This window comes from Sulfitobacter aquimarinus, assembly GCF_040149565.1.
Taxonomy (GTDB): Bacteria; Pseudomonadota; Alphaproteobacteria; order Rhodobacterales; family Rhodobacteraceae; genus Sulfitobacter; species Sulfitobacter aquimarinus.
Genome location: NZ_JBEFLO010000004.1, coordinates 94179 through 119097, shown reverse-complemented (window position 1 = coordinate 119097; position 24919 = coordinate 94179). Strand labels below are relative to the sequence as shown.

Here is a 24919-nt window from a genome sequence, read left to right as displayed (position 1 = left end):
TTATTTTGCCCTTAAACTCAATCCCGAACCCACCACAGATTCAGGTGGTGCAAATCACTCACCCAAGGCCCATCCCGCTTACGGTTCGCACAGGAGAGTATTTGCCCTCATCTGCACGCACCACCTGACCCACACGGATCAGCCTCGCGCGGCCCCGATCAGAGCGCCGCTAGATCGGTGGCAAAGCGGGCGGCGTTTTGCTGGTAATGCTCGGCGCTCAGGGTCAGACCCTTGATCGCGGCAGCGTCCATTTCGCGCACCACTTTGCCCGGCGCCCCCATGACAAGGGAGCCATCGGGGATCACCTTGTTTTCCGTAATCAACGCCCCTGCCCCGATCAGACAGTTCTTGCCGATTACAGCGCCGTTCAGCACCGTGGCCCCCATCCCGATCAAAGAGTTATCGCCGATGGTGCAGCCGTGCAGCATGACCTTGTGACCGATGGTGCAATTCACGCCAATGGTCAGCGGGCAACCGGGGTCGGTATGAAACACACAATTTTCCTGCACGTTGGATCCCTCCCCTACGGAAATCAACTCATTATCGCCGCGAAGGGTACAACCAAACCAGACCGAGGATTTCGCCGCCAGCCGCACATTGCCGATTACATTGGCGTCTGGGGCAACCCATGCGGTTGCGTCTACGTCAGGGCGGATGTCGGCCAAAGCATATAGGGGCATTATTTCAAATCCTCGAATTGGGCCTGCAAACGGCGGGCAATATCGCTCAGCTGGGGTTGCTGTGTGCGTTTGAGCCGCTCTGCGGCGATGATGGTCTTGAGCTTGTCTTCGGTGGCATCCAGATCGTCGTTGACGATTACATAGTCGTAGCCGTCCCAATGGCTGATCTCGTCCCAGCTTTTCTGCATGCGTTTGGCGATTGTTGTCTCGTCGTCCTGGCCACGGCTGACCAGACGGCGGTGCAGCTCGGAAATCGAGGGCGGCAGGATGAAGATCGACAAAGTATACAGACCCAGCGGCGAGTTGCGGATTTGCTGCGCGCCCTGCCAGTCGATGTCGAACAGCACATCGCGGCCCGCGTTGATCGCCTTTTCCACCGGCCCTTTGGGCGAGCCGTAGAAGTTGCCAAAGACGTGGGCGTGCTCCAGCATCTCGCCATCGCCGACCCATTTGCGGAATGTCTCTTCGGTGGTGAACATATAGTCGGTGCCGTCCACCTCGCCCGTGCGGGGCGGGCGGGTGGTGGCCGAGACCGAGAACGACAGCGTGTCGTCCCACACCATCAACCGTTTGGCCAGCGTGGATTTACCCGCGCCCGAGGGCGAGGAAAGGATAATTAATAGGCCGCGGCGGTCGGTCATGACTTACTCCACATTCTGTACTTGTTCGCGCAATTGGTCGATCACGGCTTTCATCTCCAGCCCCACGCGGGTCAGTTCGCTGTTCTGGGCTTTGCTGCACAGGGTGTTGGCCTCGCGGTTGAACTCTTGCATCAGGAAATCCAGCTTGCGCCCGATGGGGCCGTTCGCATCCAGCAGATCGCGGGCGGCGGCGACATGCACGCGCAGGCGGTCGATCTCTTCCGTAATGTCGGCTTTGACCGCGATCAACGCCAGCTCGGCCGCGATGCGGTCGGGGGCGATGTCATCGACGTTGTCCATGACCCGCGCCAAATTGCGCTTTAGTGTCTCGGCGGCTTGCGCGCTGCGGGCTTCGGCCAAAGTGGCGGCCTCTTCGGTGAGGGTTGCGATCTGGGCCAGCTGTTCGCGCATCACGGCGTCAAGCGCCGCACCCTCGGTGGTGCGCATGGCGTTAAAATCTGCCAGAACCCCTGCGAATTCAGCCAACAAGGTTTTGGCCAGCGCGTCATTGTCGTCCTCGATCACCGCTTGTTCCAGCACGCCGCGCATGGTAACGATGTCGGTCGCCTTTGACGGCGCAAGCGAGACGCCCGCATCCATCGCTGCCGTCTCGATCTGGCCTAATGCGTCCAGCACGGTAGCCAGCTGCGTTGCATTCACGGCCAATCCGCCACCCGATGCATCGTCGCGCACAACCCGCAGGCCAAGGGTGACGTTGCCGCGTGCGATCCCTGCCCCCAAACCGGTGCGCAGCCCCGCCTCCAGCCCCGGTATCCAGTCCGGGACACGAATGCGCAGGTCCAGCCCTTTGCCATTCACGGCCCGCAACTCCCACCCCCAACTGTGGGGCGGCAATGCGCCCGAGCGCGCGGCGAAACCTGTCATAGAGCGGATCATGCTTAATACCTTATCATCATTACTGAGGGTGAACTACGGGCTTTTCCCCATGATCTGCAAGCCCTCTCGCCCTATGTAAGGGAGACAGTCGGGGTGGCCTATTAACCTATATGACTCAAATATGACCAACTTGAGGCAAACTTTGTTATAAACGTGACAGAAGACGGCACAGCGCAGAATGCGCAACCCAGCAGAGTAGCGAAACTGTCGCTGCATTATGCGGAAAATCGCCCGTTTTACCCCTTATCTTCAATATTGCGAGACCTTTCATGGACAACTCAGTAAAAACGCCGCAAAATGTCGTTTCTATGTCTGATTTTCAGCCTCATAGCGGATACGCCCCCATATCGCTTGTCGAAGCCTATTGGGATGCCCTGCGTGAAGGTCGCGAAATGCCCAAGCGGGCGGACATTGATCCGCGCGGTATCGAGAGCGCGCTTGAGTATGCCTTTATCCTTGAACGTGTGGCGCCTGGTGTGGCGCGGTTGCGTATTGCGGGCACTCATCTGCACGATTTGATGGGCATGGAAGCACGCGGTATGCCGCTGACCTCTTTCTTCGAACATGAAACCCGCACCCGTGTTGCCGGCCTTCTGGAGGAAGTATTCCAGACCCCCGCCACGGCCGAGATCAATATGTTTTCAACCGCCAGTCTGGGCCAGCCCGCGCTGGAAGCGCGCATGATCCTTCTGCCGCTGAAAAGCGATCTGGGTGACGTGAGCCGTATTCTGGGGTGTTTTGTTGCCGTGGGCGATATTGGCACCATCCCGCGCCGCTTTGATCTGCGCAGCGTTGAGATGAACCGCATCGGCGATGGCGTGGCCCCTGCCCCCGCCGACGATACGTCAAAGCCCGCGCCCACAGGTTTTGCCGAACCGCAAAGCGGGTTTGAAGGACCTGCGGGACCGTCGGAAAACGTAAAATACCCGCCCTATCTGCGTTTGGTGAAATCTGACGACTGATCTGGCGGCGGCCTGTCGATTGGCAGTGATGACATGAAAAAAGGCAGGGCGCGATGGCCCTGCCTTTTATGTTTGTAGCGTCGCCTGCGGGCGGAATTATCCCGCCGCAGAAACCGCCGTTTGGGTGCGCCGCGCCGACAGCTCTTCTGCCACAAGGAAGGCAAGCTCCAGCGACTGGCTGGCGTTCAGGCGCGGATCGCACGCCGTGTGATAGCGGCTGGACAGGTCCTCGTCGGTGACGGCACGCACACCGCCTGTGCATTCGGTGACATCTGCGCCAGTCATCTCGAAATGCACGCCACCGGGTACGGTGCCTTCGGCTGCATGGACGCTAAAGAATTCGCGCACTTCGCGCAGCACGCTTTCAAAGGGTCGTGTTTTATAGCCCGAGGAGGATTTGATCGTGTTGCCGTGCATGGCGTCACAGGTCCAGACGACATTGGCGCCCTCTTCCTTTACCGCCTGAATAAGGCGCGGCAGGTGGTCGCCCACAGCGCCCGCGCCGAAACGTGCAATCAGCGTCAGGCGACCTTCTTCGTTGTCGGGGTTCAGCTTGGCCATCAGCTTTTTCAGATCATCCACTTCCATCGTGGGCCCACATTTGAGGCCGATGGGGTTTTGCACACCAGAGGCGAATTCGACATGGGCACCGTCGGGCTGGCGCGTGCGGTCGCCGATCCAGATCATGTGGCCAGAGCCCGCCAGCCATTTACCCGTCTCGGCCTCTTGGCGGCACAGCGCTTCTTCATATTCCAGCAGCAGGGATTCGTGGCTGGTGTAGAATTCAACCGATTGCAGCGTGTGCGCCGTGTCCGAGTTGACGCCGGCGGCCGACATGAAATCAAGCGTGTCTGAAATCCGCTCGGCAATCTCGCGGTATTTGGCGGCCCTTTCACCATCGGTGAAGCCCAGCGTCCAGCCGTGCACCTTATGCACATCGGCATAACCACCCGTCGAGAATGCGCGCAGCAGGTTCAGCGTTGCAGCCGCTTGCGTGTAGGCACGCATCATGTTGTCGGGGTTGGGGATACGGGCCTCAGGCGTGAAGGCCAGATCGTTGATGATGTCACCACGGTAGCTGGGCAGCTCGACCCCGTCGATGGTTTCGGTATTGGCGCTGCGTGGCTTGGCGAATTGGCCGGCCATGCGGCCCACTTTGATCACGGGCACTTTGGCGCCGTAGGTCAGCACCACGGCCATCTGCAACATCACTTTGAAGGTGTCGCGGATCATATCGCTGCTGAACTGCTCGAAGCTTTCGGCGCAATCGCCGCCTTGCAGCAGGAACGCTTCACCACGGCCTGCGGCGGCCAGGTGCTTGCGCAAGCGGCGTGCCTCACCTGCAAAGACCAACAATGGATAACGGGCCAACTGCGCCTCGACAGCGTTCAAAGCGGCCTGATCAGGATAGTCAGGCATTTGGATCCGAGGGGCTGCGCGCCAGCTTGATTTGGTCCAGGTGGTCATTGTGTAGGCTCCGGTCTTTGTCGATTGCGCAAAATGTTGGCGCAAACGGTGGTTAAGATGCTATCTATACAAAACCAAAGCCGCGCTGACCATAACCCATTTGTGCGCTTGACGCGGCTTTTGTCCTCATGTCCTAGTGCGTCACTTGGTATTGATACTGCATGTTTGTGAAAGTCCGCGAAATGGTAACAACCCCGCCTGCTCAACGCATCCCGCAAAATCCTGATAAGCCGCGCCGTTTCGTGTTTGTGTTGCTCAATAATTTCAGCCTTTTGTGCTTTTCCACGGCGGTGGAAAGCCTGCGGATCGCCAACCGAATGGCGGGGCGTGACCTGTATGAATGGACACTGGTTGGCGAGGGCGGAGAGCATATGGCCTGTTCCGCTGGCACCATATTCCAGCTGGATGCTGATCTGGGCGATATGGGGCGCGATGATACGGTACTGGTGTGTTCGGGCATCGACGTGCAATCGGCGACCACAAAGAAGGTGCTGTCATGGCTGCGCCGCGAGGCCCGCAAGGGGCTGGTCATCGGCGGGCTTTGCACGGGCGCGTATAGTCTGGCCAAGGCGGGGCTGCTGGACGGCAAGCGTGCGACGATCCATTGGGAAAATCAGGACAGCTTTGGCGAGGAATTTGACGAGGTGACGCTTACAAAGTCCGTCTTTGTCGTCGATAACAACCGCATGACCACGGCGGGCGGTACGTCCTCGATTGATCTGATGCTCAAGATCATTGCGGATGATCAGGGTGAGGATCTGGCCAATGCCGTCGCCGACCAGCTTATCTATAGCTCGATCCGAACGGATCAGGACACGCAGCGGCTGTCGGTGCCGACGCGCATCGGCGTGCGGCACCCGAAACTGTCGTCTGTGATCCAGATCATGGAGGCCAATATCGAAGAGCCGATCAGCCCCTCGATCCTTGCGCAAGATGTCGGTATGTCCACCCGCCAGCTTGAGCGGCTGTTCCGCCGCTACCTCAACCGCTCGCCCAAGCGCTATTATATGGAGCTGCGCCTGCAAAAAGCGCGCAACCTGCTGATGCAGACGGATATGAGCGTGATCAACGTGGCCCTCGCCTGTGGCTTTGCCTCGCCCTCGCATTTCTCGAAATGCTACCGCGCGCATTACGACACCACGCCCTACCGCGAACGGGGCAGCCACGCGGCACGCCTGTCGATTTGAAGGCGCGCGCCATGCGGCGGGTGACGCAGGCGGGGCTTGTTCTGTTGGCGCTTTTGTTGGGATTGTGCCTTGCGGGGATGGTGTTTTTTGCAACGCCCACCCTCTATGGATTGCGCCCACATGCGGTTGATGATGATCTGCCCCGGCGTTCCATCGCCGAGCTGTTGGCCTTGGCCGAACATGGCCCCGTTACGGGCATCCTGACCTATGATGCGTGGTACAAGGGGCGTGACGGCCGGACGGGCTGGTTCTTGTTGCCTGTGTCTGACGCGGCGGAGGGGCATTTTGCCGTGAAGGGCCCGTTGGAGCCTGCCCTGTCCAAAGCCTTTGGTGTTGGCCCGCGTCGATGCGGAGGCACGGGCCTGCCCGCTAAAATGGTCCGCGCGGTAGAACCTGACCGACAGCGGGCGGGGTTTCTGGGCCGCTCGACCTGCGGGCGGCACCGCTTGGATGTGTCCGACCTGATCGCCCGCTCTGTCCCTGCCCGTCGCACGGAGATGACGATGACACACGCCGCGCTGCGCGGATTTGATGCCACGCCCGATCCGTTGTTGCTGCGCGATGCGGTTGATTTCTGGCCCACGCCATATGCCTATCACCGAACCCTCGTATTGCCCGTGGTTTGGGAGCGTGTCGACGAGGCACATCCGACCCCCTTGACCCTGCTTATTCAACGCGCCCGCGATACCGCCGCCGATCTGCACCAAAAAGGTGTCGTTGGCGTGCAGATGCACGTCACCCGCTTCACGCCGACCCTCGTTGAGGGGCTGAACGGTGAATATATGCCCTACCAATCCGCAGAGGGGCTTGTCCTTTTGACGGGTGTCACAGCCGCGCAGATCGCTTTTGAGGTGCAGTGCGCGCCTGATCAACGGGCCGCTTGTAACGCAGTGGATGTATCCGGATTGATGGCGGGGGTGGATCCCTTGCGGGACGCGGCGCTTTGGGCCGGTGCGCTGCAGACTGCTGCCGCCCCGCCCGAAAACACCATTTGGCGCGATGTGCTAAATGCACCGCGACAGCAGCGCGACGTCCTGTCTGCACCTTTGGCCAAACCGCGCATGTTTGATGTCACCCTATTTGACGCTAGGGCACCCTAACACCCGCTGTTCGGGCGACGGGTTGCTGTGGTCGTTCGGCCCTCTAAGCCGCTAAAAATAAGCCGATCGGCCTGCAAAAATCCGCTTCTCTTTTTGCTGGACCATGCTTAGGCTACTTCGGGAACATTACGTTCCAACAAGGGAGATTAACATGAAAAAGATGCTTATGGCCACAACGGCTGCAGCACTTGTCGCTACCAGCGCAATCGCGGGCGGCCACGCAAAAGAAGTTAAACTGGGCGTTCTCATCGGCTTTACCGGCCCGATTGAATCGCTGACAGGCCCCATGGCCTCTGGCGCCGAACTGGCGATGAAAGAAGTCACAGACAGCGGTATGCTGCTCGATTCCGCGAAAGTGATCCCCATGCGCGCCGACACAGGCTGCATCGACAACGGCCTGTCCACCTCCAACGCGGAACGCCTGATCGCAGACGGCATCCACGGTCTGATCGGCGGCGATTGCTCGGGTGTGACGGGTGCGATCCTGCAAAACGTGGCGATTCCGAACGGTATGGTGATGATCTCACCCTCCGCCACATCCCCTGGCCTGTCGACTGTCGAAGACAACGGCCTGTTCTTCCGCACCGCCCCGTCGGATGCACGCGAAGGTCAGGTTATGGCAGAGGTCCTGATGGACCGTGGCGTTAAATCCATCGCGCTGACCTATACCAACAACGACTATGGTAAGGGTCTGGCTGACGCGATTGAAAGCAACTTCAAAGCGGCTGGTGGTGAAGTGACCATGGTTGCCGCACACGAAGACGGCAAAGCCGACTATTCTGCCGAAGTGGGCGCACTGGCGTCTGCTGGCGGTGATCTGCTGGTTGTTGCGGGTTATCTGGACCAGGGCGGTCTGGGCATCATCAACGCGGCGCTTGATGCAGGTGCGTGGGATACATTCGGTCTGCCGGGTGGCATGATCGGTGACAGCCTGCCGACAAATGTAGGTCCTGACCTTAACGGCTCATACGGCCAGATTGCAGGTTCGGGCGGCGAAGGCATTGAAAAGCTGACGGCAATGGCCGGTGACGCGTTTGACGCAACATCGCCCTACACGCCCGAAAGCTATGACGCGGCAGCGCTGTTTATGCTGGCGATGCAAGCCGCCAACTCGACCGATGCGGCCGAGTACAGCAAGCACATCATGGATGTGGCCAACGCGCCCGGCGAAAAAATCTATCCTGGTGAACTGGGCAAGGCTCTGGAAATCATCAAAAGCGGCGGCGACGTCGACTATGTCGGTGCTTCCGCGGTTGAGCTGATCGGACCTGGCGAATCTGCGGGCACATACCGTCTGATTGAAGTCAAAGACGGCAAAAACGAAACGGTCGGCTTCAAGTAAGCCACGCCCCTTCGGGGGAGAAGAAACGGGACAGCCCGAAGGTGAAACCCTTCGGGCTGTTTTTACAAGCGGCTCGGGTTCGCACGCAGAGGCGACCGACGCACACGGGGGACAGATTTATGATCGTCGTTGACGATTTGCACAAACATTTCGGCGGATTTCATGCCGTCGACGGCGCCAGCCTGACCATCGAGGAAGGATCAATCACCGGATTGATCGGACCCAATGGCGCGGGAAAGACAACTCTTTTCAACGTGATCGCGGGCGTTCTTCAACCAACGTCGGGACGCGTGACCATGGCGGGGGAAGACATCACCGGCCTGCCGCCGCATACGCTGTTTCACAAGGGGCTGCTGCGCACTTTCCAGATCGCGCATGAGTTCCATTCGATGACCTGCCGCGAGAACCTGATGATGGTGCCGGGTGGCCAATCGGGTGAGACGCTGTGGAACACGTGGTTTGGCCGCAAGCGCATCGCCAATGAAGAACGCGCCCTGCGTGCCAAGGCCGACGAGGTGCTGGAGTTCCTCACGGTTGAGCATCTGGCCGATCAAAAAGCGGGCCAGATCAGCGGCGGGCAGAAAAAGCTGTTGGAGCTGGGCCGCACGATGATGGTGGACGCCAAGATTGTCTTCTTGGACGAGGTCGGCGCGGGCGTGAACCGCACCCTGCTCAATACCATCGGCGACGCGATCCTGCGCCTGAACGAGGAGCGCGGCTATACTTTTGTTGTGATCGAGCATGACATGGATTTTATCGGCCGCTTGTGCGATCCGGTGATCTGCATGGCCGAGGGCCGCGTGCTGGCCACGGGCACCCTGCCCGAGATCAAGGCAAACGAACAGGTGATCGAGGCCTATCTGGGCACGGGTCTGAAGAACAAAGAACAGGTAGGCGCATGATAAAACACTCATTTATGCAACGCGCCGGCCTGCCCGCTCTGCTGGCGGCACTTTGGCTGAGCGCACCGCACAGTGCCGTGGCGCAGCAGGTTGTTGCCACAACCATCGTGGATGGCCAGAAGGTTGAATTGCTCGACAATAACTCGTGGCGGTTTGTGCAGTCGCAGGATGCGAATAGCGATTGCAGCGTTATCGCGGGGGATGTGACCTTTTGCGGCAATCGCAAAGTCTGGCGGGTCGTTGCCCCCCCGAACCCTCAGATCGCAGCCGCATTTATGCGCACCGAAGTGTTGTTTGGCCTTGTCGTCTCCGAAGGGGTTGGCAGCGATGTGGGTATCTCGATCGAAGCATTGCGCAAGGTTGCGATCCAAAACGCAGCAAATGGCGCGGGTGTTCTGCCCGAAAATGTCACTGTCAGCGACAGCTTCACCTCCGAATCCAATGGCATGACCTACGAGACGATCGCCTATTCGGTCAAAGTAAACGGTGTGCCGCTGGTGTTCCTGAACTCTCTGTTTGTGGGGCCAAAACGGTCGCTACAGTTGATCACATATGAATTGGACCCGAATTTGACCGACTACCACAAAGGTATTCATCAAGAGTTCCTAGACGAGACGAAGGTGGCCCAATGACAGATGCATATAGTGATCGCGGCAACAAAGACCTCTCTGTTGGAAATGCAAAAGGCCAAGGGTCTGTGATGCCCAAGGGCAGCGGGAAGGCGTTCGCGTCCGCAGGTGGCCCGTTCCTGATCGGGGATACGATGACGGGCGGTTATGGCAAGGGGCCTGACATCTTGCATGGCTGTACCATTGCCGTAGACAAGGGCGAAATCGCTGTGATTGTGGGGCCGAACGGGGCTGGCAAATCGACGGCGATGAAGGCGGTGTTCGGGATGCTTGATGTACGCTCGGGGCACGTCAAGCTGGACGGTGAGGACATCACGGGCCTTAGCCCGCAGGCGCGGGTGAGCAAGGGCATGGGATTTGTGCCGCAGACCTCGAACATCTTCACCTCGATGACGGTTGAGGAAAATCTGGAGATGGGCGCGTTCATCCGCCGCGATGATTATCGTGATACCATCGCGCAGATTTATGACCTGTTTCCGATCCTCAAGGACAAGCGCAATCAGGCGGCGGGTGAGCTGTCTGGCGGGCAGCGCCAGCAGGTGGCTGTGGGGCGTGCGTTGATGACGCAGCCCAAGGTTCTGATGCTGGATGAGCCGACGGCGGGTGTGTCGCCCATTGTGATGGACGAGCTGTTTGACCGTATTATCGAAGTGGCGCGCACGGGTATTCCGATCTTGATGGTGGAGCAGAACGCACGCCAAGCGCTTGAGATTGCTGACAAAGGCTATGTTCTGGTGCAAGGGCGCAATGCCTATACGGGGACGGGCAAGGAATTGCTTGCCGATCCGGAAGTGCGCAAATCGTTTTTGGGGGGCTGAGGGACATGAAATCTCTTTCTTCAATCTGGGCAGCGCTGCTGCTCTGGACCGCTGGCCAAGCCGTCGCAGATCAGCAGATTCTGTGTTCCTTCAAAACCGAATGCATCGAAACAGAATCCTGTGCCGAGACCGGCTATGATATCACGATTACGCACAAGCCCTTTGCTGTCGCTCAAGACGGTATGGATGCATCTGCCAGTTGGAGCGATGATGCCGCAACCAGAACTGTTTTTGTGCGCCAACGGCCCGACATCCTTTTTGCAATGTGGGCGGAAAATGACGGTCGACAGTTTGGACGTTTAATGGCCGATGCAACAGGGGATGCCCGCTATGTCGTCATGGACGTATCGATTCCGATGATGCTCAGCTATTATGGTACTTGTAAGGGAACCAACTAATGGATTTTCTAAACGCAATCGTCGCTTTGGCGAATTATGTGCTGATCCCCGGGATTGCCTACGGCAGCCAGCTTGCTATTGGCGCTTTGGGCGTGACGCTGGTGTACGGCATCTTGCGGTTCTCGAATTTTGCCCATGGCGATACGATGGCCTTTGGCACGATGGTCACCATTCTGGTGACTTGGGGGCTGCAATCGGCAGGCATCAGCTTTGGGCCCCTGCCCACCGCCCTGCTCGCCCTGCCCTTTGGCATCTTGGGGTGTATCGCGCTGGTGCTGATAACGGACCGGACCGTGTACAAGTTCTACCGCGAGCAGAAGGCAAAGCCGGTGATCCTCGTGATCGTGTCGATGGGCGTGATGTTTGTGATGAACGGCATTGTGCGGTTCATCATCGGGCCGGATGACCAGCGGTTTTCGGACGGGCCGCGGTTCATCATTTCGGCGCGGGATTTCAAGACGTTGACGGGGCTGGACGAAGGCTTGGGCATCCGCACCACGCAAGCGATTACCGTGATCACGGCGATTGTTGTTGTAGCGCTGTTGTTCTGGTTCCTGAACCGCACGCGGGCGGGTAAATCCATGCGCGCCTATTCGGATAACGAAGACCTCGCCCTGCTGTCGGGCATCAACCCCGAGCGGGTGGTGATGATGACATGGATCATCGTCGCGGCCCTCGCGACCATCGCAGGGACGCTTTATGGTTTGGATAAATCGTTCAAGCCCTTCACCTACTTCCAGCTCTTGCTGCCGATCTTTGCTTCGGCTGTGGTGGGCGGCATTGGCAGCCCGTTGGGTGCGATCGCGGGGGGCTTTGTCATCGCGTTTTCCGAGGTGACAATCACCTATGCGTGGAAAAAGGTGTTGGTCTATCTGATGCCCGAACCGCTGGAGCCATCTGGCCTCGTGCAGCTGTTGTCCACCGATTATAAATTCGCGGTGAGCTTTGTAATCTTGCTTATCGTGCTGCTGTTCAAGCCTACGGGCCTGTTTAAAGGGCAATCTACAACATGACCGATACAACGAAAAATACGCTGCTGTTTGCAGTGGTCTTTGGGCTGATCATCGGGTCGGGCTTTATCCAAGGGTGGAACAACGCGATGTTCATCCTGAATATGGGGCTGATCTCGGCTGTGATGGCTTTGGGGGTGAACCTGCAATGGGGATTTGCGGGGCTGTTTAACGTGGGCGTTATGGGGTTTGTTGCCCTTGGCGGTTTGGCGGCGGTGCTGGTTGGGATGCCCGCCACGCCGGGGGCCTTTTCGGCAGGCGGCACGGGCGTTGTGCTGGCCCTGTTGCTGGGGGCTGCGACGGTCATTGGCGCGGTGATGGCTTATACCCGCCTGCCCGCCGGGCGCGGTCGAAGCCTTGCGGTGACGGCCATTTTGATTTTTGGCTTTTTTGTCTTTCGCGGGTTTCTGGATCCGAGTGTCGAACTGATTGAAGACATTAACCCCGCTTCCACAGGATACCTTGGCGGGATCAACCCCGGCTCGGAAGAAACCTACCGCGACAATGGCCTGATCATGCTGCTGGCATGGCCTGTGGGCGGGTTGTTCGCGGCGGGGGCTGCGTGGCTTATCGGGAAAGTGGCGCTTGGGCTACGCTCGGACTATCTGGCGATTGCGACGCTGGGAATTGCCGAGATTATTATCGCTGTGCTGAAGAACGAAGACTGGCTGACGCGGGGCGTCAAGAACGTGGTCGGCATTCCGCGGCCTGTTCCCTACGAGACGGATTTGCAGGCCTCGGCAGCATTTGTCGAGCGCGCTGCGTCATTGGGGTTTGATCCCGTCGAAGGCTCAACGCTTTGGGTGAAGCTGCTTTATGCAGTTCTGTTTGCGCTGGTGCTGGGGTTGATTTTCTGGCTGAGCCAGCGTGCGCTGAACTCCCCTTGGGGTCGGATGCTGCGGGCGATCCGCGACAATGAAGTCGCGGCCGAAGCCATGGGCAAAGACGTCACAGCGCGGCATTTGCAGGTGTTCATTCTGGGCTCGGCTGTCTGCGGGATTGCAGGGGCGATGATGACCACGCTGGACAGCCAGCTGACGCCCGGCACCTACCAGCCGCTGCGGTTCACCTTCCTGATCTGGGTCATGGTAATTGTCGGAGGGTCGGGCAGTAATCTGGGCGCTATTCTGGGCGGGTTCCTGATCTGGTTCTTGTGGGTTCAGGTGGAGCCGATGGGCCTGTTTTTGATGGACCTTGTCACCTCTGGCATGGCCGAGGACAACTGGCTGCGGGCGCATCTGATCGAGAGTGCGGCGCAGATGCGGTTGATGACCATGGGGATTATCATGATTGTCGTGCTGCGGTTCAGCCCGCGTGGGTTGATACCGGAGAAGTAAACTCGGGCGGGATCATTTGAGGGTCCTGCGGGATTGAGTTTAAGGGCAAAATAAAGAAATAGGGCGCGCGCGGGTTGTGAGACTTGCGCGCGCCTTGTTGGTTTAGCGTCCTTTGAAGAGACCGCCCAGGATGCCGCGGACGATGCGGCGGCCTGTGGTACCTTTGAGTTCTTTGATGACCACATTCGCAATGGCGCCGCCGATGCCGTCGCCGACGGGGCTGCGGCGGGACGTGGTGCGGCGGGTGGCGGACTCGGTCGCTTTTCCGGCGTAGCGGCGGGCCTTTTTGAACTCGCGCAGGCTGGGGGTTTCCGAGGCGGCTTTCTTGGCGGCTTTTGCCTCTTCTTCGGCTTTTTCGAGCGCTGCCTCTGCGGCTTCTGCCTCGGCTGCGGCTTTTTCAGCGCGGCCGCGCAGCATCTCGAAGGCGCTCTCGCGGTCCAGGGTGGTGTCGTATTTGCCGGCCATGTCGGAGGCGGCCATCATTGTGGCACGCTCGGCGTTCGTGATAGGGCCGAGTTGCGAGGACGGCGGGCGGATCAGCGTGCGTTCGACCACGCCGGGGACGCCTTTGGGTTGCAGCATGGAGGTCACGGCCTCGCCCACGCCGACTTCGCGGATCGCTTCTTCGGTGCTGAAGGCGGGGTTGTCACGGTAGGTTTGCGCGGCCATGCGCAGTTCTTTCTGGTCCTTGGCCGTAAAGGCGCGCAGGGCGTGTTGCACGCGGTTGCCAAGCTGGCCCAAGATGTCTTCGGGAACGTCGGCGGGGTTTTGGGTAATGAAGTAGACGCCCACGCCTTTGGAGCGGATCAGGCGGGCGACCTGTTCGACCTTGTCGACCAGTGCTTTGGGCGCGTCGTCGAACAAAAGGTGCGCCTCATCAAAGAAGAAGACCAGTTTGGGTTTGTCGGCATCGCCCACTTCGGGAAGTTCTTCGAAAAGCTCGGACAGCAGCCACAGCAGGAAGGTGGCATAGAGTTTCGGCGCGCCCATCAGCTGGTCGGAGGCGAGGATATTGATCATGCCGCGCCCGTCTGCATCGGTGCGCATCAGGTCCGAGAGCGCGAGCGCCGGCTCGCCAAAGAGCTTGGCGCCGCCCTGATTTTCAAGCACCAGAAGGCGGCGCTGGATGGCCCCGATGGAGGAGCTGGAGACGTTGCCGTAACGCAGCGACAGATCCTTTGCGTTCTCACCGATCCAGACCAGCAGCGCTTGCAGGTCTTTGAGGTCCAGCAGCGGCATGCCGTCTTCATCCGCCACACGGAAGGCGATGTTGAGGATGCCTTCCTGCGCTTCGGTCAGGCCCAGAAGCTGGCCCAGCAACAGCGGCCCCATTTCAGAGATCGTGGTGCGGACGGGGTGTCCCTGTTCGCCGAACAGATCCCAGAACGTGACGGGGAATGCTTCATATTTGAAGCCAGCAAACCCGATCTTGTCGGCGCGTTCCATGAAGGGCGTGTGCAGTTTATGGGCGGGGTCGCCTGCAACGGCCAGCCCGCTCAGGTCGCCTTTGACGTCTGACAGGAACACCGGCACGCCCGCATTGGCAAAGCCTTCGGCCATGATCTGGAGCGTGACCGTCTTACCTGTGCCTGTGGCCCCCGCGACCAATCCATGCCGGTTCGCGTATTTCAGCGACAAATATTGCTGCGTGCCATAGTCCGGCCCGCCGCCGCCGATAAATAGATCAGAACTCACAATCACAGTCTCCTTGGGTGAAATCAGGCGCGGTAAAAACCGCTCTGGCCAAGCATACTTACTTAACCTTTATGCGCCATAGTGAATTTGTCGGGGCCTGATATGTCCTTGATGGCCCCGACACTTCCTCCCTGTCAGACTTGCCGTGCCTTCGGGTACGGCCTTTTTTTTCGCAAGACAGGGTGTTGAGGTAAAAAGAAATTTGTATTTCTGGTTGACCCTTTGATCGGGCTTGCATAACGTGACGGCAATAAGTCGGCACAGTCCGACAGGGAGTACGAAATAAGGAAAAGAGAGCACTTTGTGCTCTCTTTTTTTATGCGTTGGGGCGTGTGACCCGATCAGCAAAAAAGCGCTAGTTCGGGGCGTTTCACCCGCATGATCCCCCTGACATCCGCTGTGGGGGGTGGTAGACGAAGTTAACTGAAAACAAGCGACGGACTTCACATGACCCATTTCACCAAGATTTTCCCGTTTTGCGCTGCTTTGGCGCTGCTGGCTCCGACGGCCGTATTTGCCCAATCCACAACCGAGACTGTTGTCACCACCACCACCGAAGAAACCGATGACGCCACGGTTTCAGATCAGCTGAGCCTTGGCGAAGAGGCGCAGGACGCTGTTGTTGTCGGCCAGCCCTACACGCGCGAGACGATCGGCGCATGGGAAATGCGTTGCATCCGTGAGGAAAGCAATGACGAGACATGCCAGATGTACCAGCTGATGGAAGATGGCGAAGGCGCACCCGTCGCCGAAGTGTCGCTGTTCCGTCTGCCCGGTGGCGGCAAGGCCGTGGCGGGTGCGACTGTGATCGTGCCGCTTGAGACATCGCTGAACCAGCAGCTGACCATTTCGATTGATGGCGGCAAGGCCCGCCGCTATCCGTTCGCTTTCTGTAACCCTGTCGGCTGCTATGTGCGTCTGGGCCTTGTGGCGCAGGACGTGACGGCGTTCAAACGCGGGAACAAAGCGACCTTCACGATTTATCCAGCCCTTGCACCGGATCAAAAAGTCGATCTGACCCTGTCCCTCGAAGGGTTCACCGCCTCTTATGACAAAGTGTCTGTTATCAAACAGTAATCACCAGGCAGTTGGTGTTCGAAGGCCGCTCCCTTTATCGGGGGCGGCTTTTTTGTGGTCAAAGCTCGGTTCGGTCGCCGCCTAAAGCCTGCGCAGGGCGATCACGGCGTTCATGCCACCAAAGGCAAACGCGTTGCTGAGTGCGACATCGACTTTCGCATCGCGGGCGGTGTTGGGAACAACATCCAATGCGCAGTCGGGGTCGGGTGTGGTGTGGTTGATTGTGGGGGCAACCACCCCGTCCCGCAGCGCCATGATACAGGCCAGCAGCTCGACCGCGCCGGTGCCACCGATCAGATGCCCGTGCATGGATTTGGTTGAGCTGACCATCAACCGCTCCGCCTGCGCGCCAAAGACCTCGTGGATCGCGGCGCATTCGGTTTTGTCGTTGGCCGCCGTGCCTGTGCCATGCGCGTTGATATAACCGACATCGTCAGCCGCAACGCCTGCATCACGCAAAGCGCCCTTCATGGCGCGGGCAGCGCCGTCTTGCGAGGGCATGACAATGTCTGACGCGTCCGAGGTCATGGCGCAGCCAGCTACTTCGCACAGGATGTCAGCCCCGCGGGCGCGGGCGTGCTCGTATTCCTCAAAGACAAAGATGCCCGCCCCCTCGCCCTGTACCATGCCATTGCGGGTGGCGCAGAACGGGCGGCAGGCGTCTTTGGACATCACGCGAAGCCCTTCCCACGCTTTGATCCCGCCAAAGCACAGCATGGATTCCGATCCGCCCGTTACCATTGCAGGCGCCATTCCTGAACGTACCAGCGCAAAGGCCTGCGCCATCGCGTGATTGGACGAGGCGCAGGCCGTCGAGACGGTAAAGGACGGACCTTGGAGGTTATGCGCCATGCTCACATGCGCGGCGGCGGCGTTGTTCATCAGGCGCGGCACGACAAAGGGGTGGACGCGGTTCTTCCCCTCTGCATAAACCGAGCGGTAGTTATCGTCGGTGGTGTTCAACCCGCCACCACCAGTGCCCAGCACCACACCGCAACGCGCTGCCAGATCACCGTCAAAGGTCAGGCCCGACTGGGCCACCGCCTCGGACGCGGCCACAAGGGTCAGCTGGGTGAAACGGTCATAGAGGGTCAGTTCCTGACGGGTGAATATGTCTTGGGGGGCAAAGCCGCGCACCTGTCCGCCGATCGTGATCTGCAACCGCGCGACATCGCGGATGTCGAGCGGGCGGATCCCACTGGTGCCTTCGCGCATGGCGGTTTGGGTCGCGGCCACCGAATGGCCCAGCGGGTTGACCGTGCCCGCCCCCGTGATCACCACCCGTTTCATGTGGTGGCGGCATCCTTGCGCAGCCGCTCGATCCCGTCGATGATCGTGGCGACGGTGCTGATGTCAAAGTCGGACGAGGACGGGTCGTTGGCGTTGAACGGCACTGTGATGTCAAAGGCTTCCTCGATGGCAAAGATGCTCTCGACCAGGCCGAGGCTGTCAATGCCGAGGGTCTGCGGCGTATCGTCGAGTTTTACATCCGCAGGTTCAAGCAAAGCTTGCTCGGCGATGATGGCGATGACCTGCTCTTTAACGCTCATGTCTCGGGGTTCCTTTGGCGGCTTTTGCCGCGTGATTTACGCGTCCGGAGTGGTTTTGAAAACCATCCTTTTCAATTCCGCAACGTCGCGCATGAGGCGGGGCAGACGGCGCAGCGCCTTGTAGCCTTCGACCTGTTTGTCCATCTGTGTGGCGGGATAGCCCAGCATGGTGCGCCCCGCAGGCACATTCGACATCAATTTCGTCCCGCCGCCCGCAATCACGCCGTCGCCCACAAAGATGTTGTCATTGACCCCGCATTGCCCCGCCAGCACCACGTTGTCGCCAATCGTGGCCGAGCCTGCGATGCCCACCTGCCCGCAAATCAGGCAGTTTCGCCCGATCACGACGTTGTGGCCCATGTGCACCTGATTATCGAGCTTGGTGCCGTCGCCGATCACCGTGTCGCGGATGGTGCCGCAATCAATTGTGGCACCCATGCCGATTTCGACATCGTCGCCGATGGTGACCGCGCCAAGGCTGTGGATGCGCGCCCAGTCTTGGGCCTGTGTTTCGCCCTGATCGCCAAGCGTTTTGCGTACGCTCTCGACGCTGGATGGTTCCGGCGTGACAAAAGAGAACCCGTCCCCGCCGATCCGTGCGCCCGGCTGCGCGATGAAACGTGCGCCAATGGTGACACGGGCGCCGATGCTGACTGCTTCGCGCAGATAGGCGCCTTCGCCCAGTCGCGCATGCCAGCCGATGAAGCACTGCGGGCCAATCACACTGCCCGCGCCAATGATTGCCCCTTTCGAGATGACGGCCAAGGGGCCTACGCTGACCCCCTCGCCCAATTGCGCGTCGGGATCGACAAAGGCGGTGGGATGGATCCCGTCCGTGTACCCCTGCCCCGCATCCAGCAGCCGCGTCAGGCTGGCCATGGCAAAGCGCGGGCGTGGCGCGATGATCGCAGCCTCCAGCCCCAGCGCCTGCCAGTCGGCACCTTCCCACAGCATCGCCACACGGGCGGCCCCTTGGGGCAGGCTTTCGGCGTATTTCGGCGATGTGGCAAGCGCCAGATGATCCGCCTGCGCTTGCGCGGGCTCGGCGGCGCGGGTGACCAAAATATCTGTGGCGCCGAAAGCTTCCGCCCCCAACGCCACTGCAATCTCTTTAACGGTATGGCTCATCTTGCGCGGGTCCCTTTCACAGGTTTGCGCGCAGAATTACCCTTGAACGGTGCCAAGTTCCACCCCTGCCTTTTGCAAGGCTTTCCATATCTGCGCGTCGCGGCCGTAAATGTCGCGGCGGAAATTCAGGTTCCCCCGCGCATCGGTATAGGCCGTACGGTAGATGATATGCACTGGAACGGGCGTTTCAAGGTTCACGCGGCTTTCACGGCCCGTGCGCAGTTGCGATTTGAAAAAGCCCATCGGGTCGGCCTCTTGTTTGGCCAGCAGCGCCTCGGCGAAATCGAACGGGTCACGCAGGCGCACACAGCCGTGGCTGTAGGCGCGCACTTCGCGGCTGAACAGGTTTTTCGCAGGCGTATCATGCAGATAGATGTTGTACTTGTTCGGGAACATGAACTTGACCAGCCCCAGTGCATTGCGGCTGCTGGGCGGTTGGCGCATGGAATACGGGAAGTTACGCGCCGAGTATTGGGCGAAGTTCGCAGCCGAGCGGTTGACCCTGCGGCCGCGGCGGTCGGTAATCTCGATATGGCCCACGGCGTTCGGGTTGCGTTTGAGCGCGGGCAGGTATTCGTTCACGATGATCGAGCGCGGCACATACCAGCTGGGGTTAATGACCATATGGGTCATCGTGTCCGAGAATTCCGGCGTCGGGCGATCAGACTTGTTTGCCCCCACAACCGAGCGTGTCTCGAATGTGACGCGGCCATCATCAACGATTTTTGCGGTGAAATCAGGGATATTCACCAGAATATGACGCGTCCCGCGGTCTTTGTTCAGCCACCGCTCCCGCTCCATCGCGACAAGAACCGAGCGCAGGCGCGCATCGATGGTCTTGTTAATCTCTTTAATAGTGCTGCTGCCCGCATTGCCATCCACGTTCAGGCCGTGCGCCTTCTGGAACGCCTTGACGGCCGCAGTCATCGCCTTGTCATATGTTTTTGCGTTCGAACGGTGCAGATAGCCCATCGCCATCAGGCGGTTGCGCAGGGTCAGTACAGACGCACCCGATGCACCGGGTTTCAACGATGACGCCTTTACCGCAGGGCCCCAGCCGCCGTTGCGGGCCTGTTCTTGCAGCAACATCTTTTGCTTCATCAACGCGCTGTATTCCATCGTGCGCGGTGCGAGGCTGCGCAGGTAGGCGGCGGGCTGTGACGACAAGAACCCCGCCATCAGCGCGGTCCGGTCGGTATAGGCGACTTCGCGTTTGATGGCACTGACGACCTTTGACGGGATCAGCGCCCCGCTTTGAATATCGCGGGCATAGCTGAGAAAGACGCGTGTCATCTCGACCTCAAGCACCCCGAGGTCGCGGGCGGAGCGGGCATTGCGCATCTGACGCTCCAGCGCGTCCGCGTCATAGCGGTTGGTGGGCAATCCGTGGTCCCCGGCGTGGCGCAACGCGTTCAGCAAGGCACTGCGGCGGGCGCTGTGGATGTCACTGGTTCCGGTCCAGACGCCCTCAAAGTTCTGGTTGCGGTAGAATTTTGCGATGCCTTCGTCGCGCGATCCGGTTTCTGCAACCGCCTGCTTGAAAGCGGTGACCTGCGCGTCAGCCGATTGCGGTGCGCCGCAAAAGACAACCCCGACCGCCAAGGCGATGGCAACTGTTTTGGGTGCGTTGAAGCGCTTGAAATATGACCGCATCTGAATCTATCCCTGAAAATGCCCGTATGTGGGAAGTAATCCTGAATTCGGGAGACCAAGTCTATTCACAATTAGGACATTTGGGCCGAAATCTTTGAAAAGAGGCCAAAAAACCTCCGACTTTTGGGCGGCAGCCATGCGGCAACCTTCATATGCGCAAAAAGTTGCCTAAAATTCCCAGTAAATTTGTCGAAAAGGATTCATCACTTGGTTCCGAATCTACCCTATGCAATACAGATGGTGCATCTGGGGAGATGGAAAACGCACCTGTAACATCAGGGCAACTTGGCACATCCACAGGCAAGCCAACGATTGGCAGAAACGGGACGAAGAATATGACGCTTAACACACCTTCGGGCATGACACGCCGCGGCCTTCTGGGCGCATTCGCAGCAACGGCAGTCACAGCCGCCCCAACTTATGCAAACGCAGCTGGTTTCCTGCGCGGTGGTGGCGACATTCGCCGCATCCAGATGTATTCGGGCCGCACAGGTGAGCGGATCGATATGATCTACTGGATCGAAGGCAAATACATTCGCGACGCGGTGAAGGAAGTGAACTACTTCATGCGCGACTGGCGCACCAATGACGCCTATAAAATGGACCTGCGGACGGTTGATATTATGGCCGCAGCGCAAAACCTGCTCGACACCGATGAACCTTACATGCTGCTGTCGGGCTACCGTAGCCCGAAAACAAACGCGATGCTGCGCTCGCGCTCGCGCGGGGTGGCAAAGAATTCGCTGCACATGCGCGGTCAGGCTGCGGACCTGAGCATGAAGTCACGCTCGGTCAGCCAGATTTCCAAAGCGGCGGCTGCATGTCGCGGTGGCGGTGTGGGCCGCTACTCCGGCTCCAACTTTGTGCATATGGATTGCGGCACTGTCCGCACTTGGGGCCGCTAAGGCGCGACCCTCCAGGCTGGCAAACGCAAAACGCCCCGTCGGGGCGTTTTTTGATTCTGGTATTTTGATTCTGGTATTTTAATTCTGGCACAGGCTGTTTCTGCGGACAGCTGATTCTCGCTATCCGCGTTTGTATGCGTCAGGCCTCAGCCGCGTCTTCTTCCGGCCCTTTAAAGCCGATCGCGACCACGAACTTCTCCGAGCTGTCAGCGCGGCTTGACGGGGGTTTATAGTTGGCCACCTTTTTGAATCGCCGCTTCAGCAGCTTTTGCAGATCCCCTTCGGCGCCGCCTGCCAGAACTTTGGCGACAAATGTGCCGCCTTCTTCCAGCACATCAAACGCGAAATAGGCTGCCGCCTCGCACAGGGCGATGATGCGCATGTGGTCGGTCTGTTTATGGCCCGAAGACGCCGCCGCCATGTCGGACATGACCACATCGGCGTTACCGCCCAGCCATTCCTTGACCTGAAGGTCCGCGTCATCTTCCATGAAATCAAGCTGGTGGATTTCGCAGCCCGCAATCGGCTCCATCTCTTGCAGGTCGACGGCAAGGATCGTGCCTTTGGCCTTGCCCGACTTTTCACCCAGAATATTCGATCGTTTCACCGCCACCTGACACCAGCCCCCCGGTGCCGCGCCCAGATCAACGATCCGCGCCCCCGGCACCAAAAAGCGGTACTTGTCGTCCAGCTCCATAATCTTGAACGCGGCGCGCCCGCGGTAACCTTCGGCCTTGGCGCGTTTGACATAAGGGTCGTTCAACTGCCGCTGCAACCAGCGCGTCGAACTGAGCTTGCGGCCCCGCGCCGACTTTACCTTGACCTTCAGGTCACGCTGTCCGCGTCCCGATGTGTTCTTTCCTGTCGGCGTTTTGCCCATCAGAATGTCCCTTCTTCAAGCACGCCATCCGCGCTCATTTGTGCATAAAGCAGGCCTTCGCGCAGACCACGGTCCGCCACGCTGAGCCTGTCTGTCGGCCAGCAGCGCATCAGCGCCTGCAAAATCGCGGCCCCCGACATGATCAGCGCCGAGCGGTCGTGCCCGATACACGGATCAACCCGCCTGCCCTCTGGCCCCATGGCCAGATAATTGTGGATCACCTTGTCGATCTGTTGGCTGGTCATATGCATGCCGTCCACTTTGGTCCGGTCATAACGGTTCAGCCCCAGATGGCTGGCCGCGACGGTCGTCACCGTGCCGGATGTGCCCACGATCTGGAACCGCTCTTGCGGCTGCGCCGATTGATAGGGCGTGAAATCGGTCAGGTTTTCTTCGAAAAACCAGCTCATCAATGCGAAACGCGCGGCGTCGTCTTCGACGTCCGAGAATTGGTCGCGCAGCGTTGCCACACCCAGCGGAACGCTGATCCAATCCACCACGCGGGCGGCGGGGATATCGGTCTTGGCCTGCACAAACCCGCCATGCAGTCGCATGATGCTTTGCGCACGGTCGCGCTTTGGCACGCCTGAAATGTCGATCCAGACCAGCTCGGTCGAGCCGCCGCCGATGTCCACCACCAACAGGTTTTCGGTCTTTTTACTGACCAGCGGCGCACATGAAATCACGGCCAGCTGGGCCTCTTGCTCGGGCGCGATAATATCCAGCGTCAGGCCCGTCTCCCGCGTGATGCGGCGCATGAAGTCCGCCCCGTTGAGCGCACGACGGCACGCTTCGGTCGCGACCAAACGCATCCGCTTGACCTTGTTACGGCGGAGTTTTTGCTGACAAATGCGAAGTGCCTGAATGGTGCGCGACATGGATCCGCGCGACAAGCGCCCGGTTTTCTCGAGCCCCGCGCCAAGTTGCACGGACTTCGAGAAACTATCTACCACATGAAACCCCCCGCCTTCGGGGCGGGCGATCAACATGCGACAGCTATTTGTGCCCAGATCTAGGGCCGCGTATAGGTCGTTCGATCTGGACGAAACTGGCGCGGGGCTCAGAACCGTCTTATGGTTGACTTCCGTCTTCTGTTCGAGCGCGCCCGCACCTTTGGAGCGCTTTGGCGCCATGGGATGCGCCTTTCATTACGAGTTGCCCTAATGATATGCCGTGTCCCGCCCCTGCGCAAGCGCAGAGCGCTGTGTCAGCACGTAGTTTTATTCAACTTCACAATCATCATGCGCCGAATGGGGCTGCGGCCCTCTCGCGGTGGTATGCGGGTTGGTGTAGCCATAGGTCGCGGATGGGTGCGTTATTGTCGAAAACGGCAATCGGGGCGCGGGTGCTATCCGTTACTGAAGAAACAGGTGCTACTCCGTGGGAGGGATTCGCAGATGGCCAGTGTTGTAATTGTGTATTGGCGGGACATCCCCGCGCAAGTCATTGTTGGCAAAGGCCGACGCGGCGAAAAGCGTATCCTGCCCGAGCGGTTCGAACAGGCGATTGACCGCGCTGCGATGAAGGTCGGCGCCGAGGATACCGATGCCTATCTTGCGGAATGGCGCAAGGCCGATCCAGTCGTGATTGACGGCGATGATGCGGCTGTGGCCGATGCCGAAGTGGCCCGCATAGACGCCGAATACGACCGCGAGCGCATCAAAGCACTGATCGCAAATGACGGCTGGGCATAACGCCTGATCCGCCCCCTCAAGACCGCCCTTAAAGGAGCAGCACAATGGCCCTGTTGAACTTCCGCAAGAAAGAAGAAGCGCCCACCGAGGTGAACCCCAAAGTCGAGAGCTTTTTGCAGGATTTCTCGATCGAGGTGATGCCGCGCACGGCCGAGAAGGTCGAAGATTTCCGCGCTCTGCTGCCCGCAGGCACACGCGTCTACATCGCCCATATTGAGGGCACCCCGATCGAGGATATGGTCGCCACGGCAAAACGTCTGGCAGAAGACGGCTTTGCGGTCATGCCGCATTTTCCCGCCCGCATCATCAAGGATGCCGCGACCCTGCAAGACTGGATTGCCCGCTATCAGGGCGAGGCGGATGTGCGTCAGGCGCTGCTGCTGGCTGGCGGGGTAAGCACGCCTCACGGTGACTATAGCGATTCTATGCAACTTGCGGAATCGGGCCTGTTTGACAAGGCGGGCTTTACCCATCTGCACGTTGCAGGCCACCCCGAAGGCAACCGCGACATCGACGCGACAGGCACCGCCAATGTCGACGCGGCTCTGCGGTGGAAGAACGATTTCCAGACCCGCACGGACGCGCAAATGGCCATCGCCACGCAATTCGCCTTTGAGGCAAAGCCCATCATCGACTGGGCCGACAGCCTTGTGACGGATGGCATCACTCTGCCTGTCCACATCGGCATCGCGGGGCCAGCCAAGCTGCAAACCCTGATCAAATTCGCTATTGCCTGCGGTGTTGGTCCCTCCCTCAAAGTGCTGCAAAAGCGCGCGATGGATGTGACCAAACTGCTGCTGCCCTACGAGCCGACAGAAGTGTTGGTCGAACTGGCCGCGCACAAGGCCGCCAACCCTGATTTCAACATTACCCATGTGCATTTCTTCCCGCTGGGAGGGATCAAGACCAACGCCACATGGGCGCAAAACAACGGTGGCTCTGCCGCTGTTCCAGCTTCCGCCTGAAG

At 59.4% G+C, this 24919-nt stretch carries 25 protein-coding genes; 14 read left to right on the top strand and 11 right to left on the bottom strand.

Features of this window, described 5'->3' with window-relative positions:
• Nucleotides 1-158: 158 nt before the first annotated feature.
• The 3 genes from ABMC88_RS09995 to ABMC88_RS09985 are packed head-to-tail and all read right to left on the bottom strand — an operon-like array spanning nt 159 to nt 2218.
• The gene (locus tag ABMC88_RS09995; protein WP_349576736.1) at nt 159-680 is read right to left on the bottom strand and encodes a gamma carbonic anhydrase family protein; all 522 of its coding nucleotides are present in this window, start codon (nt 678-680) and stop codon (nt 159-161) included.
• Nucleotides 680-1321 (bottom strand): guanylate kinase, encoded by a 642-nt coding sequence (gene gmk / locus ABMC88_RS09990; RefSeq protein ID WP_349576735.1) that lies wholly within the window; start codon nt 1319-1321, stop codon nt 680-682. Before gmk ends, ABMC88_RS09995 begins: the two co-directional genes overlap by 1 nt.
• Nucleotides 1322-1324: 3 nt before the next feature.
• Nucleotides 1325-2218, bottom strand: a complete 894-nt coding sequence (locus ABMC88_RS09985; RefSeq protein ID WP_349576733.1) for a YicC/YloC family endoribonuclease — start codon at nt 2216-2218, stop codon at nt 1325-1327.
• Nucleotides 2219-2526: 308 nt separating this feature from the next.
• Between ABMC88_RS09985 and ABMC88_RS09980 the strand changes: the two genes are divergently transcribed.
• Nucleotides 2527-3180, top strand: coding sequence for a PAS domain-containing protein (locus ABMC88_RS09980; RefSeq protein WP_349576732.1), 654 nt, complete (start codon nt 2527-2529; stop codon nt 3178-3180).
• A gap of 96 nt (nt 3181-3276) precedes the next feature.
• On the opposite strand, the gene ABMC88_RS09975 is transcribed toward ABMC88_RS09980, so the two are convergent.
• A complete protein-coding gene (locus ABMC88_RS09975) occupies nt 3277-4647 on the bottom strand; it encodes a class II 3-deoxy-7-phosphoheptulonate synthase (protein WP_349576731.1) in 1371 nt (456 codons plus the stop codon).
• 182 nt (nt 4648-4829) lie between these two features.
• Here ABMC88_RS09975 and ABMC88_RS09970 point away from each other — a divergent pair, with 182 nt between their 5' ends.
• The 9 genes from ABMC88_RS09970 (at nt 4830) to ABMC88_RS09930 (ending at nt 13370) form a co-directional block, all read left to right on the top strand.
• Nucleotides 4830-5834: a GlxA family transcriptional regulator gene (locus ABMC88_RS09970; RefSeq protein WP_349576730.1), complete on the top strand. Its 1005-nt coding sequence runs from the start codon at nt 4830-4832 to the stop codon at nt 5832-5834.
• Between the two features lie 11 nt (nt 5835-5845).
• Nucleotides 5846-6934 carry a hypothetical protein gene (locus tag ABMC88_RS09965; protein WP_349576729.1) on the top strand — a complete coding sequence of 363 codons (1089 nt, stop codon included), beginning with the start codon at nt 5846-5848 and terminating at the stop codon, nt 6932-6934.
• A 151-nt stretch (nt 6935-7085) separates the two neighbouring features.
• Nucleotides 7086-8276 (top strand): ABC transporter substrate-binding protein, encoded by a 1191-nt coding sequence (locus ABMC88_RS09960; protein ID WP_349576728.1) that lies wholly within the window; start codon nt 7086-7088, stop codon nt 8274-8276.
• A 119-nt stretch (nt 8277-8395) separates the two neighbouring features.
• Nucleotides 8396-9178 carry an ABC transporter ATP-binding protein gene (locus ABMC88_RS09955; protein WP_349576727.1) on the top strand — a complete coding sequence of 261 codons (783 nt, stop codon included), beginning with the start codon at nt 8396-8398 and terminating at the stop codon, nt 9176-9178.
• Complete coding sequence (locus ABMC88_RS09950) at nt 9175-9810, top strand: hypothetical protein (protein ID WP_349576726.1); 636 nt, start codon at nt 9175-9177, stop codon at nt 9808-9810. Before ABMC88_RS09955 ends, ABMC88_RS09950 begins: the two co-directional genes overlap by 4 nt.
• Nucleotides 9807-10625, top strand: a complete 819-nt coding sequence (locus ABMC88_RS09945) for an ABC transporter ATP-binding protein (protein ID WP_349576725.1) — start codon at nt 9807-9809, stop codon at nt 10623-10625. Before ABMC88_RS09950 ends, ABMC88_RS09945 begins: the two co-directional genes overlap by 4 nt.
• A 5-nt stretch (nt 10626-10630) precedes the next feature.
• Nucleotides 10631-11023, top strand: a complete 393-nt coding sequence (locus tag ABMC88_RS09940) for a hypothetical protein (protein WP_349576724.1) — start codon at nt 10631-10633, stop codon at nt 11021-11023.
• Nucleotides 11023-12036 carry a branched-chain amino acid ABC transporter permease gene (locus ABMC88_RS09935; RefSeq protein ID WP_349576723.1) on the top strand — a complete coding sequence of 338 codons (1014 nt, stop codon included), beginning with the start codon at nt 11023-11025 and terminating at the stop codon, nt 12034-12036. Before ABMC88_RS09940 ends, ABMC88_RS09935 begins: the two co-directional genes overlap by 1 nt.
• Nucleotides 12033-13370 (top strand): branched-chain amino acid ABC transporter permease, encoded by a 1338-nt coding sequence (locus tag ABMC88_RS09930; RefSeq protein WP_349576722.1) that lies wholly within the window; start codon nt 12033-12035, stop codon nt 13368-13370. Before ABMC88_RS09935 ends, ABMC88_RS09930 begins: the two co-directional genes overlap by 4 nt.
• 102 nt (nt 13371-13472) lie before the next feature.
• On the opposite strand, the gene ABMC88_RS09925 is transcribed toward ABMC88_RS09930, so the two are convergent.
• Nucleotides 13473-15065 carry a helicase HerA-like domain-containing protein gene (locus ABMC88_RS09925; protein ID WP_349576721.1) on the bottom strand — a complete coding sequence of 531 codons (1593 nt, stop codon included), beginning with the start codon at nt 15063-15065 and terminating at the stop codon, nt 13473-13475.
• Between the two features lie 447 nt (nt 15066-15512).
• Here ABMC88_RS09925 and ABMC88_RS09920 point away from each other — a divergent pair, with 447 nt between their 5' ends.
• A complete protein-coding gene (locus ABMC88_RS09920; RefSeq protein WP_349576720.1) occupies nt 15513-16142 on the top strand; it encodes an invasion associated locus B family protein in 630 nt (209 codons plus the stop codon).
• An 81-nt stretch (nt 16143-16223) separates the two neighbouring features.
• Here ABMC88_RS09920 and ABMC88_RS09915 read toward each other — a convergent pair whose 3' ends face one another.
• Genes ABMC88_RS09915 through ABMC88_RS09900 form a run of 4 tightly spaced genes read right to left on the bottom strand, consistent with a single transcriptional unit; the run spans nt 16224 to nt 20473 of the window.
• Nucleotides 16224-17432 carry a beta-ketoacyl-[acyl-carrier-protein] synthase family protein gene (locus tag ABMC88_RS09915; protein ID WP_349576719.1) on the bottom strand — a complete coding sequence of 403 codons (1209 nt, stop codon included), beginning with the start codon at nt 17430-17432 and terminating at the stop codon, nt 16224-16226.
• On the bottom strand, nt 17429-17692 hold the full coding sequence (locus tag ABMC88_RS09910; protein WP_349576718.1) for an acyl carrier protein: 264 nt from the start codon (nt 17690-17692) through the stop codon (nt 17429-17431). The genes ABMC88_RS09915 and ABMC88_RS09910 overlap by 4 nt, the downstream gene beginning before the upstream one ends.
• Before the next feature lie 36 nt (nt 17693-17728).
• Nucleotides 17729-18820 (bottom strand): UDP-3-O-(3-hydroxymyristoyl)glucosamine N-acyltransferase, encoded by a 1092-nt coding sequence (gene lpxD / locus ABMC88_RS09905; protein ID WP_349576717.1) that lies wholly within the window; start codon nt 18818-18820, stop codon nt 17729-17731.
• 36 nt (nt 18821-18856) lie between these two features.
• Nucleotides 18857-20473, bottom strand: coding sequence for a L,D-transpeptidase family protein (locus ABMC88_RS09900; protein ID WP_349576716.1), 1617 nt, complete (start codon nt 20471-20473; stop codon nt 18857-18859).
• Nucleotides 20474-20808: 335 nt separating this feature from the next.
• Here ABMC88_RS09900 and mepK point away from each other — a divergent pair, with 335 nt between their 5' ends.
• Entirely contained in the window at nt 20809-21378 is a 570-nt protein-coding gene (gene mepK, locus ABMC88_RS09895; RefSeq protein ID WP_349576715.1) for a peptidoglycan L,D-endopeptidase MepK, read from the top strand.
• 139 nt (nt 21379-21517) lie between these two features.
• On the opposite strand, the gene ABMC88_RS09890 is transcribed toward mepK, so the two are convergent.
• Both ABMC88_RS09890 and ABMC88_RS09885 read right to left on the bottom strand, forming a co-directional pair.
• Nucleotides 21518-22258 (bottom strand): RlmE family RNA methyltransferase, encoded by a 741-nt coding sequence (locus tag ABMC88_RS09890; RefSeq protein ID WP_349576714.1) that lies wholly within the window; start codon nt 22256-22258, stop codon nt 21518-21520.
• On the bottom strand, nt 22258-23391 hold the full coding sequence (locus tag ABMC88_RS09885; RefSeq protein WP_349576713.1) for a Ppx/GppA phosphatase family protein: 1134 nt from the start codon (nt 23389-23391) through the stop codon (nt 22258-22260). The genes ABMC88_RS09890 and ABMC88_RS09885 overlap by 1 nt, the downstream gene beginning before the upstream one ends.
• A 264-nt stretch (nt 23392-23655) precedes the next feature.
• Between ABMC88_RS09885 and ABMC88_RS09880 the strand changes: the two genes are divergently transcribed.
• Entirely contained in the window at nt 23656-23952 is a 297-nt protein-coding gene (locus tag ABMC88_RS09880; protein WP_349576712.1) for a virulence factor, read from the top strand.
• 44 nt (nt 23953-23996) lie between these two features.
• On the top strand, nt 23997-24917 hold the full coding sequence (locus ABMC88_RS09875; protein ID WP_349576711.1) for a methylenetetrahydrofolate reductase: 921 nt from the start codon (nt 23997-23999) through the stop codon (nt 24915-24917).
• The last annotated feature ends 2 nt before the right edge of the window (nt 24918-24919 follow it).

Bases quoted from the DNA above. Each gene is read 5' to 3' on its own strand.
- ABMC88_RS09995 (WP_349576736.1), bottom strand. From the start codon at position 680: ATGCCCCTATATGCTTTGGCCGACATCCGCCCTGACGTAGACGCAACC.
- gmk (WP_349576735.1), bottom strand. From the start codon at position 1,321: ATGACCGACCGCCGCGGCCTATTAATTATCCTTTCCTCGCCCTCGGGC.
- ABMC88_RS09985 (WP_349576733.1), bottom strand. From the start codon at position 2,218: ATGATCCGCTCTATGACAGGTTTCGCCGCGCGCTCGGGCGCATTGCCG.
- ABMC88_RS09980 (WP_349576732.1), top strand. From the start codon at position 2,527: ATGTCTGATTTTCAGCCTCATAGCGGATACGCCCCCATATCGCTTGTC.
- ABMC88_RS09975 (WP_349576731.1), bottom strand. From the start codon at position 4,647: ATGACCACCTGGACCAAATCAAGCTGGCGCGCAGCCCCTCGGATCCAA.
- ABMC88_RS09970 (WP_349576730.1), top strand. From the start codon at position 4,830: ATGGTAACAACCCCGCCTGCTCAACGCATCCCGCAAAATCCTGATAAG.
- ABMC88_RS09965 (WP_349576729.1), top strand. From the start codon at position 5,846: ATGCGGCGGGTGACGCAGGCGGGGCTTGTTCTGTTGGCGCTTTTGTTG.
- ABMC88_RS09960 (WP_349576728.1), top strand. From the start codon at position 7,086: ATGAAAAAGATGCTTATGGCCACAACGGCTGCAGCACTTGTCGCTACC.
- ABMC88_RS09955 (WP_349576727.1), top strand. From the start codon at position 8,396: ATGATCGTCGTTGACGATTTGCACAAACATTTCGGCGGATTTCATGCC.
- ABMC88_RS09950 (WP_349576726.1), top strand. From the start codon at position 9,175: ATGATAAAACACTCATTTATGCAACGCGCCGGCCTGCCCGCTCTGCTG.
- ABMC88_RS09945 (WP_349576725.1), top strand. From the start codon at position 9,807: ATGACAGATGCATATAGTGATCGCGGCAACAAAGACCTCTCTGTTGGA.
- ABMC88_RS09940 (WP_349576724.1), top strand. From the start codon at position 10,631: ATGAAATCTCTTTCTTCAATCTGGGCAGCGCTGCTGCTCTGGACCGCT.
- ABMC88_RS09935 (WP_349576723.1), top strand. From the start codon at position 11,023: ATGGATTTTCTAAACGCAATCGTCGCTTTGGCGAATTATGTGCTGATC.
- ABMC88_RS09930 (WP_349576722.1), top strand. From the start codon at position 12,033: ATGACCGATACAACGAAAAATACGCTGCTGTTTGCAGTGGTCTTTGGG.
- ABMC88_RS09920 (WP_349576720.1), top strand. From the start codon at position 15,513: ATGACCCATTTCACCAAGATTTTCCCGTTTTGCGCTGCTTTGGCGCTG.
- ABMC88_RS09915 (WP_349576719.1), bottom strand. From the start codon at position 17,432: ATGAAACGGGTGGTGATCACGGGGGCGGGCACGGTCAACCCGCTGGGC.
- ABMC88_RS09910 (WP_349576718.1), bottom strand. From the start codon at position 17,692: ATGAGCGTTAAAGAGCAGGTCATCGCCATCATCGCCGAGCAAGCTTTG.
- lpxD (WP_349576717.1), bottom strand. From the start codon at position 18,820: ATGAGCCATACCGTTAAAGAGATTGCAGTGGCGTTGGGGGCGGAAGCT.
- ABMC88_RS09900 (WP_349576716.1), bottom strand. From the start codon at position 20,473: ATGCGGTCATATTTCAAGCGCTTCAACGCACCCAAAACAGTTGCCATC.
- mepK (WP_349576715.1), top strand. From the start codon at position 20,809: ATGACGCTTAACACACCTTCGGGCATGACACGCCGCGGCCTTCTGGGC.
- ABMC88_RS09890 (WP_349576714.1), bottom strand. From the start codon at position 22,258: ATGGGCAAAACGCCGACAGGAAAGAACACATCGGGACGCGGACAGCGT.
- ABMC88_RS09885 (WP_349576713.1), bottom strand. From the start codon at position 23,391: ATGGCGCCAAAGCGCTCCAAAGGTGCGGGCGCGCTCGAACAGAAGACG.
- ABMC88_RS09880 (WP_349576712.1), top strand. From the start codon at position 23,656: ATGGCCAGTGTTGTAATTGTGTATTGGCGGGACATCCCCGCGCAAGTC.
- ABMC88_RS09875 (WP_349576711.1), top strand. From the start codon at position 23,997: ATGGCCCTGTTGAACTTCCGCAAGAAAGAAGAAGCGCCCACCGAGGTG.